At 62.4% G+C, this 8,888-nt stretch carries 11 protein-coding genes; 6 read left to right on the top strand and 5 right to left on the bottom strand.

Translation table 11 applies throughout. From position 1 onward, the window contains the following. Positions 1 to 27: 27 nt before the first annotated feature. From NKH63_RS29195 to NKH63_RS29205, 3 genes are all read left to right on the top strand, one after another. Positions 28 to 327, top strand: a complete 300-nt coding sequence (locus NKH63_RS29195) for a hypothetical protein (RefSeq protein WP_352484548.1) — start codon at positions 28 to 30, stop codon at positions 325 to 327. Positions 328 to 474: 147 nt separating this feature from the next. Further along, positions 475 to 1,686, top strand: coding sequence for a hypothetical protein (locus tag NKH63_RS29200; protein ID WP_352484547.1), 1,212 nt, complete (start codon positions 475 to 477; stop codon positions 1,684 to 1,686). A 151-nt stretch (positions 1,687 to 1,837) separates the two neighbouring features. Beyond that, positions 1,838 to 2,179 (top strand): hypothetical protein, encoded by a 342-nt coding sequence (locus NKH63_RS29205; protein WP_352484546.1) that lies wholly within the window; start codon positions 1,838 to 1,840, stop codon positions 2,177 to 2,179. A 16-nt stretch (positions 2,180 to 2,195) separates the two neighbouring features. Here the strand turns inward: NKH63_RS29205 and NKH63_RS29210 are convergent, their stop codons facing one another. From NKH63_RS29210 to NKH63_RS29225, 4 genes are all read right to left on the bottom strand, one after another. After that, positions 2,196 to 2,684, bottom strand: coding sequence for a GNAT family N-acetyltransferase (locus NKH63_RS29210; protein ID WP_352484545.1), 489 nt, complete (start codon positions 2,682 to 2,684; stop codon positions 2,196 to 2,198). A gap of 1 nt (position 2,685) precedes the next feature. Continuing rightward, positions 2,686 to 4,185 (bottom strand): Asp-tRNA(Asn)/Glu-tRNA(Gln) amidotransferase subunit GatB, encoded by a 1,500-nt coding sequence (gene gatB / locus NKH63_RS29215; RefSeq protein WP_352484544.1) that lies wholly within the window; start codon positions 4,183 to 4,185, stop codon positions 2,686 to 2,688. Positions 4,186 to 4,375: 190 nt separating this feature from the next. Beyond that, a complete protein-coding gene (locus NKH63_RS29220) occupies positions 4,376 to 4,807 on the bottom strand; it encodes a CBS domain-containing protein (protein WP_023717464.1) in 432 nt (143 codons plus the stop codon). Between the two features lie 100 nt (positions 4,808 to 4,907). Continuing rightward, positions 4,908 to 5,678 carry a rhomboid family intramembrane serine protease gene (locus NKH63_RS29225; protein WP_023717463.1) on the bottom strand — a complete coding sequence of 257 codons (771 nt, stop codon included), beginning with the start codon at positions 5,676 to 5,678 and terminating at the stop codon, positions 4,908 to 4,910. 392 nt (positions 5,679 to 6,070) lie between these two features. On the opposite strand from NKH63_RS29225, the gene NKH63_RS29230 reads away from it, so the two are divergent. From NKH63_RS29230 to NKH63_RS29240, 3 genes are all read left to right on the top strand, one after another. After that, positions 6,071 to 6,709: a PAS domain-containing protein gene (locus tag NKH63_RS29230; protein WP_023717462.1), complete on the top strand. Its 639-nt coding sequence runs from the start codon at positions 6,071 to 6,073 to the stop codon at positions 6,707 to 6,709. Positions 6,710 to 6,825: 116 nt separating this feature from the next. Beyond that, positions 6,826 to 7,443 (top strand): PilZ domain-containing protein, encoded by a 618-nt coding sequence (locus NKH63_RS29235; protein WP_352484542.1) that lies wholly within the window; start codon positions 6,826 to 6,828, stop codon positions 7,441 to 7,443. Between the two features lie 222 nt (positions 7,444 to 7,665). Next, the gene (locus tag NKH63_RS29240) at positions 7,666 to 8,271 is read left to right on the top strand and encodes a transglutaminase-like cysteine peptidase (RefSeq protein ID WP_352484541.1); all 606 of its coding nucleotides are present in this window, start codon (positions 7,666 to 7,668) and stop codon (positions 8,269 to 8,271) included. Between the two features lie 130 nt (positions 8,272 to 8,401). Here NKH63_RS29240 and NKH63_RS29245 read toward each other — a convergent pair. Beyond that, the coding region (locus tag NKH63_RS29245) for a gamma carbonic anhydrase family protein (protein ID WP_502896376.1) at positions 8,402 to 8,888 on the bottom strand (487 nt) is incomplete at its 5' end.

Below are 8,888 nucleotides of genomic sequence, written 5' to 3' on the forward strand. Positions count from 1 at the left end.
ATCGCTCGATAGAACCGGGAGGTATTCATGCGCAAGCTCATCTCGACAACGCTTTTTGTCTTATCGCTCGCTGTGGCCGGCCTTGCTGCCGATCCGGCATGGAGCTTCAAATGTCAGTCGGGTACGATCGGGCAAGGCAGTTGCTCCTGCTCCGGGACCGCCGACTGCACCGACATGCGGCATTCCAAAATGTGCAAGGGCGACCTGAACTGCGGTTCGGGCAAATGCTCCTGCACGGCCGCATTGGTAGTCGACCCAGGTCCGAAAACCCCCAAGCCCAAGGTCGTCGCGCCGAAGGCGACGACCAAAGGCGTCGTGAAGCAGTAGCCATCCAATCCGAAAGGACGGCGGCTCGACGTCGCTAGGCCCGCCCGATGTTTTCGCGGTTCATCCCCCGTGCGGGCGATGAACCGCCATCGGACAAATGCTGCTGTCTAGCCGGAGGGTGGTTTCCAACGACAGAGCGAGGATACCATGTTGAAAACCTGCACGATGCTGTTCTTCGGTCTGATGGCGGCCACCGCGGCCGCCCAGCCGCCGCCTTCGGGGCCGCCGGTTCCCAGTGCGGCACTTGCCCCATGCAACCCCACACAATCGAACAGGCCCTGCAAAGCCGAACTCGGCGTGTTCCTGATCACCAACACCGTCCGCAACCTGGCGCAAGCCAAGGTCGACGCCACCAACGCACAGCTAGCCGCCCAGGGACGATCATCGCGCGCATCGATCGAATCGCTGAAGCAATGGCGGCCGTCGCGCTTTGCGACGCAGATGCTGAACCAGCCGAACAGCTGGTTTGTCAAAGTTCCCTATATCCTCACCATCAAGGTCTCGATCCCGGTGACGTCCGACCGTCACATCGGCATTCCCATAGACGTCAACGTCTTCTGCAGCCGCTGGCAGACAGATTCCAGCCAGGTCATCATCCGCTCGCAACCCGGCCCGGCGAGTTTCGAAGGCGGCAACATCCTCGAAGATGTTTTCAACATCGGCAGCTACATCGATGCCCAGGTACGCAGCTCGTTTTCGGCACCCCTGCCGGTGACGACGCCGGTTCCGAATTCGAAATGCTCGGCAATCGACGGATCCGATGCCGGCACGCAAGCGACCGGCGACGATCTCATCTTCTGGACGGTGCCGCGACGCAACCTGATTGTGACGGACGCCATAGCCAAGCCGACGGTTGAAGTGACCTTCGACAGCCTCACACGCCTGGCAGCCCGCGACTTCCACAACAATGTGGTCTATGCGGAATCCGAGGCCATTAACCTCAACGTCTACGCCAATGAGGACGGCCTTCAGAAGGCGCTGACGATGCGCGAAGGCGACGTGGCTGCGCTGAACCTTCCCGCACTCAGGCTCGACGCGCGAAAATACGACTCGCTGGTCGTCATCGGCAATGTCGACCAGCCGCCGAACGATCCCAGAGACAGCGCCTTCGCGGTAGCGGCCAAGACTGCGGGATTCGGTGCCGGTTCCAAGATCATGCAGATCCCGAAGTGGTATTCGAGGCCTCCGGACCAGTTCAATCACAAGCCTACATGGATCAGAGTTCCGGGCTACGAGCTGCGCTATACGGTGCGCTATCTCAACAGCGGCGGGCTGGCCGTCGGCGGTGGAGCCAGTACGGTCCGGCCACCAAAAGTCGCTGTTCCGATAAAGAAGCTCATCAAGCCGAAAACGCCCTGACGCGGCCACTCGCGGATGACGGCGGCGGTTCGGACCGCCGCCGCCATCCCCCGCGCGGCAGATGCGGCAGCGCCTGCTTCATGGCCTGATCCTGCGGGAACAAACGCGCCGCTTCGCCACGAGCGAGCGGCGCCATCGATGGAGACAAACGATGCTGCACCTTCCCCACACCATGCCTGCCGCCCGGATCATTGCGGCAATCTCACTGCTTGCTTTCCCGAACTTCGTGCCGCCGGTCACGAGCCCGGCGAACGCGCTGCCGGTCAGCCAATCCTGCCGGATCACCACCTATTACAAGACGGCGGCGAAGGCGACGGAGGTTGGCGTGCGCTCGACGTGCCAGGGCGTCAAAAAATGGGGTGTCACCTCGAAATATTACGATGTCGAAAAAATCGAAGCCGCTACGCCCCCGCACACGTCGGGCGGCGGCGGCAGCCTACCGTGCGAGTTTCTCGCTGCCGGCTGCTCCAACCTGCCTGTGAAACGCAACTGAGCGTCAGGCGAACGAGCTAGCCGATCGCCTTCTCCAAAACCAGCGCCGGCAACCCTGTGGCGCCGCCGCAATCGGCCGTGTTGCCGGCGGGCAAGAACCCTCTCGAGCGGTAGAAGGCGATGGCCGGGGCATTTGCTTCCTCGACCTCGACGCGTAGCGTTCGGGCCTCCGGAAAGCTGGCCTCGATCTCGTCCAGCAGCGCCTGGCCGATGCCTTGCCTGTGCCAGGCCGGATGCACGTAAAGCTGGTTCAGCATGACGATCCTGGCATCCGTGGTGGCGGCGGCGAAAGCCATGCCGCCGATGCTTTTGCCGTCGTCGGCGACCAGGAACTCCGAGTTCGGCCGCGTCAGCCGTGCTTTGAGCGCGGCGATCGAATGCCATTCATCGGTGATTTCGGTAACCCGCGCCGCGCCGTGGATGGCGTCATAGGTGGCATGCCATGTCTCGATCAGCAATGCGCGCACCGCCGCCAGATCGCGCTCGCCGGCGGTGCGGACGAACATCCTACTCGATCCCGAGCTTGGCCTTGACCAGCTCGTTGACCGCCTGCGGATTGGCCTTGCCGCCGGTTGCCTTCATCACCTGGCCGACGAACCAGCCGGCCATGGTCGGCTTGGCACGCGCCTGCTCGACCTTGTCCGGGTTGGCCGCAATCACCTCGTCGACCGCCTTTTCGATGGCGCCGGTATCGGTGACCTGCTTCATGCCACGGCTTTCGACCAGCTGACGCGGATCGCCGCCCTCGTTCCACACGATCTCGAACAGATCCTTGGCGATCTTGCCGGAGATGGTGCCTTCCTTGATCAGGTCGATGACGGCACCAAGCTGGTCGGGCGAAACAGGAGCGTTTTCAATATCCTTGCCGGCCTTGTTCAAGGCCCCCAGGAGGTCGTTGATGACCCAGTTGGCGGCGAGCTTGCCGTCGCGCCCAGCCGCCACCTTCTCGAAATAATCGGCGACCGCCTTTTCCGATACCAGGATCGAGGCATCGTAGGTCGACAGGCCAAGCGACGAGATCAGCCGCGCCTTCTTGGCGTCGGGAAGTTCCGGCAGGTCCTTTGCCAACTCATCGACATAGGCCTGGTCGAATTCCAGCGGCAGAAGATCGGGATCGGGGAAATAGCGGTAGTCATGCGCTTCTTCCTTGGAGCGCATCGAGCGCGTCTCACCCTTGTTGGGGTCGAACAGCCGTGTTTCCTGCTCGATCCTGCCACCGTCCTCGAGGATGGCGATCTGGCGGCGCGCTTCATAGTCGATGGCCTGGCCGATGAAACGGATCGAGTTGACGTTCTTGATCTCGCAGCGCGTGCCGAATTCGCCGCCGGGCCGGCGCACCGAGACGTTGACGTCGGCCCGCAACGAGCCTTCGTCCATATTGCCGTCGCACGTGCCGAGATAGCGCACGATGGTGCGCAGCTTGGTGACATAGGCCTTGGCTTCATCGGCGGAGCGCATATCGGGCTTCGAGACGATCTCCATCAGCGCCACGCCGGAGCGATTGAGATCGACATAGGACATCGTCGCATGCTGGTCGTGCATCGACTTGCCGGCATCCTGCTCCAGGTGCAGGCGCTCGATGCCGACCTCGATGTCCTCGAATTCGCCCTGCCGGTCCGGGCCGACCGAGACGATCACCTTGCCCTCGCCGACGATCGGCTGCTTGAACTGCGAGATCTGGTAGCCCTGCGGCAGATCGGGATAGAAATAGTTTTTCCTGTCGAAGACCGATTTGTGGTTGATCTCAGCCTTCAGGCCCAACCCGGTACGGATCGCCTGCTTGACGCATTCCTCGTTGATGACCGGCAGCATGCCGGGCATCGCCGCGTCGACCAGGCTGACATTGGCATTGGGCGCGGCGCCGAAAATGGTCGAGGCGCCGGAAAACAGCTTTGCCTGCGAGGTCACCTGCGCATGGACCTCGAGGCCGATGATGATCTCCCAGTCGCCGGTGGCGCCGGGAACCAGGCGCTTGGCGTCGGGCGTGCGGGTATCGATGAGGGTCATAGTGGCCTGCATAGTGGAATTGCGGATATGCGAGAACGCATATTTTGATGTGCAACTTCGCTAGTGCAAACCGCCAAGAGAGACAAGCGCAAAGCCGCGGGCGCCGACGCGGCACAGGCCCGCACCTGCCGCGATGGACTGCTATAGCAGCTTGAAAAAATTCAATGGCCGGCAACCCGGCCGCCCTCACCTATGCCGTGGCGATATAGGCCCTGATTTCCTCGGCCTCGCGCTCGACGTCCTCGATGCGCCGCTTGACCACGTCGCCGATCGACACGATGCCGTCGAGCAGCCCGTTCTTTTCCACCGGCAGATGGCGGAAGCGGCCCTTGGTCATGATCTCCATGACCTCGTTGACGGTGTGGTTCTCATTGCAGATCTTCACCTTGGGCGTCATCGCCGAGCGGATGGCAAGGTCGAGCGCCGCCGCCCCCTCCTTGGCGAGAACCCGCACCACATCGCGCTCGGAAAGAATGCCGACGATCTTGTGATCGCCGTTGGTGATGACCAGCGCGCCGATCCTGTGTTCGGAAAGCATGCGGATGGCTTCGCTGAGCTTTTCGTTCGGCCCGAGCGTCACCACGTCGTGGCCTTTTGCCTCGAGAATTGCCTTAACAGTCATGACGTCCTCCTCTGCATTTCCTGCCGGCTCCTGCCTTGGCCGGCTTTCCCTAGTATGAACATGGTGCGCCGCGATCGGTTTCATTTCAAGTGCGGAGGTCTCAGGTGTCCGGCTCGTCCGCCTGTTGGAGCGCCTGCTCTCGCCGATCGAAGAACCGCAGGCCGAAGAAGCCGGCAAGAAAGCCGCCAATATGGGCTTCCCAGGCGATCTGGCCGTCAATGCCGGGCGCCAGGCCGAAGAGGCCGGTCGCCAGGTTGATCACCATCCACATGGCGAGAAAGGTGACGACGCCGCGCGAGCGCAGCACCGCCGCCATCGGCAAAGGCTGGCCGGCGAAGGCGGCCTTGCCCGACGAGCGGTCGATGCGGAAGCCATAGCGCGCCGCCGCACCCATCATGCCGGAAATCGCGCCGGAGGCGCCGACCAGCGGCGCTTCGCCAAGCGGATGCATGGCCCAGAACAGCGCCACCGCCGCCAGTCCGGTCGCGGCGAAGAACAGGCTGAAGCGCAACGCGCCGAAGCGGTTGGCCAGCGGTGAGCCGAAGGCCGCGAGCCACACCATGTTGATGGCAAGATGGGCAAAACCGCCATGCAGAAAGGCATAGGTAAAAGGGCTTGAAAACGCGAAGAAATCCAGGTCGAAGCGGCCGGAATAGCGGATCGGCACAAAGGCTGCCCGGACAAGCAGTTCGAAGTCCTGGTCGTCGGTCAGCCAATAGACCCGGATCAGATGGACGGCGACGCAGATGCCGATCACCGCCAGCACCACGGGCGGCAGGTTGAACACCGGTTCACGGCGTTGCTCCGGTTCGCGGGCGGCAGGCCCACTCTCGCCCTGCTCGATCTCCGGTGGGCTTTCTGGGTCGCTCATATGGCTTGCACTCAGTCGCTGGATTGGACTTCGCGAGCATGTAGATCACGGCCAACCGAATCACAAACGGCGAATCAGCAGCTCCGAATCAAAAAAGAAGCCGTCCAAGGTTTCCCTTGAACGGCTGGTCGAGCCCCCTTGCTCCCCCTGAACTCTTGACTGAAGTGCTGCCGATCGTCGCAAAACGACCGCTTCTGGAGTGGTTTTGGTGTGCCACAGGCCTGGCCGGCGCGCAACGTAAACCAGTTGTTAACCTTAACCGCCCCGACCCGTGAACAAGTATTAACGATGCTGGCACGCATCCTGCTCCGCAACGCATGTAGGTCTTCGGAGGGCGCCCTTCTGTTCACCGATGGGACATCAGAAGACAGAATGCGCGGAGCAGCATTAGCATGAACCAGACCGGATCGATCACGCTGTTCCATTATTGGAACCGATTGCGTGACGGACGCCCTGCCCCGAAGCGCTCGGAAGTCGAACCGGCCGACATCAAGTCGCTGCTGGCCGACACGTTCATCCTGGAAAAGGACACGCGCGGCGAAGCGGTGTTCCGGCTGGCCGGCACCAGGCTTTGCGCAGTCTATGGCCGTGAACTCAAGGGGTTTTCATTCCCTTCGCTGTGGCGCGAGAAGGACCAGCGGCTGATCTCGAAGCTGACCGATGGCGTCTTCGACCTGAAATCGGTGGTGCTCATCACCTATGAGGGTTTCAGCCGCAACGGCCGTTCCAACAGGTTCGAGCTGCTCGCACTGCCGCTCGACGGCGGTGTCGAGAGTCCGCGTTGCCTCGGTGTGATAAGCGCCGTTGAAAAGCCCTTCTGGCTGGGTGCCGACCCGGTTCTCGACGCGTTGATCGATTCGATCCGTGTCGTCGATCCCGACAAGGAGCCGATGTTCCTGAAGAACCGGCCGGCGATAGAGGTCCCCTCGCTCGCCCCATCGGAATTCGACCCGCCCGAGACGATTTCGGCGCTCGGCCAGGCCCGCCGCATCCGTCACCTGGTCGTCTTCGACGGCGGACGCGAGGAATGATGCCCAAAGCTTAAAGCAACAGCGCCGGGCTTTCCCCTTTGTTAACCTGCTTTGTTGTAGTTTTCCGCTGAAATTCCCCGCATCCATGCGCGGAATGCCGAAGGGGTATGGCAGTCATGAGGTCAGCGGCGGTCGACCATGCGCCGTCCCAAGCTGAAAGGCGTAACTTTCAGCGCGTCCGCGTGAAGATTTACGGACGCTTCATGCTGGAAGACCGCACCGAACATCCCTGCCAGGTGGTCGACATGTCGCCCGGCAACGTTTCACTGCGCACCGAGCGTGCCGGCCTGCCGGGTGAAAAGGTCATTGCCTATATCGATCACATCGGCCGAATCGAGGGCGTCATCACCCGCACTTTGCAGGATGGCTTTGCGATGACCGTCATCGCGTCGGACCGCAAGAGGGACAAGCTCGCCGCGCAACTGACCTGGCTTGCCAACAAGCACGAGCTCGACCTGCCGGAAGACCGCCGCCATGAACGCGTGGCACCGCGCAACCCGACGAGCGTGCTGCAACTTGCTGACGGACGGCAGTACCAGTGCCGCATCATCGATCTGTCGCTGTCGGGCGCCGCGATCGAGATCGACGTCAAGCCGGCCATCGGCGTCCAGGTAACGCTGGGCACCATGCGCGGCCAGGTGGTGCGCCATTTCGAAGATGGCGTCGCCATCGAGTTCGCCGTCATCCAGCGGCCGGAAACGCTCGACACCGAATTCAGCTCGCCGCGCGGCTGACGCGAAAGTTTTAGCACCATCGCGAAGGATCGCCATCCTAGCTGTTCGAACGGTGCGACGAAGCATGGGAATGCACCCGGCTAGAATCCTTAAATAATTCTATACTCAATTGCATCCAATTTTATGTTTATTCTACTGGCGTTTTACTTAATGTCTACTTCGCGCTTTTGCGTCAAATAAATCCAGCCGTGTCATTGTCTCCTCAAACGGGGAGACTGAATAATGAAAAAGACGAGGGGCAAGCTGTTGCTGGCGGCAATAGCGATGCAGCTTTTCGGCTGGGGGACTGCAAACGCGGCGGAGCCGGCCTTCATGCACACCGGCGGTCGCACCACGCAGCCGGTCGGTCACTACGAATTGTGCCAGCAGCTTCCGCAGGAATGCAATCAGAGGACGCCGAACCGGGCACCGGTCGAGCTCACCCGCAAGCTGTGGGCAACGATCGTCAAGATCAACAATTCGGTCAACAGCAAAGTGGCGCCGCGCACCGACATGGAAATGTGGGGCAAGGAAGAAGTCTGGTCGTTTCCCAAAGGCTTCGGCGACTGCGAGGACTATGCGCTGGAAAAGCGCCGCGAACTGATGAGCATGGGCGTGCCGGCCGGCGATCTGCTGATGACGGTGGTGCGCCAGCGCAACGGCGACGGCCATGCGGTGCTGACCGTGCGCACCAGCCTTGGAGAGTTCATCCTCGACAATCTCCAGCCCAAGGTGCTGTCCTGGACCAAGACCAGTTACACCTACCTGAAGCGCCAGTCCGACCGCAATTCCGGCGCCTGGGTAACGATCAACGACGGCCGCTCCGACGCGGTCGCCAGCGTCCGCTGAGGACGCGACGGAAAACCCGGTCGAGTCCCCACCCTCCCCGTCCCCAACGACCGGGTTTAGGAGCCGGCCCCGTCCCCGGGCCGGCTCCACCATTTCTGGGCTTGCGATAGGCGGCCTTCACTGCCTGGCGCTAGACCTTCTTCAGCCCCGCCCTGAACCGCCTCCCATTGGCGACATAATGCGCGGCCGAGGCGCGTAGCCTCGCGATTGCTGTCTCGTCGAGCGTCCTGACGACGCGCGCGGGCGAGCCGACGATCAGCGAATTGTCGGGGAATTGCTTGCCTTCGGTGACCAGTGCACCAGCCCCGACCAGCGAGTTGTTACCGATCTTCGCGCCGTTCAGCACGATGGCGCCCATGCCGATCAGGCTGTTGTCGCCGATCGTGCAGCCATGCAGCAAGGCACGGTGGCCGATCGTGCAGCCTTGGCCGACGGTTAGCGGAAAGCCGGCGTCGGTGTGCATGATGGTATGCTCCTGCGCGTTGGTGTCGGCGCCGATGACGATCGGCTCGTGGGGGGCCCGGGGGGCGCCCCCCCCCCCCCAACCCGGGGGGGGGGGGGGAGGGGGTTTTTGGGTCAGGCGGGGGGGGGGGGCGGGGCCGGTGGGTGGGGGGGGG

It is taken from the genome of Mesorhizobium sp. M0960, assembly GCF_040319055.1.
Taxonomy (GTDB): Bacteria; Pseudomonadota; Alphaproteobacteria; order Rhizobiales; family Rhizobiaceae; genus Mesorhizobium.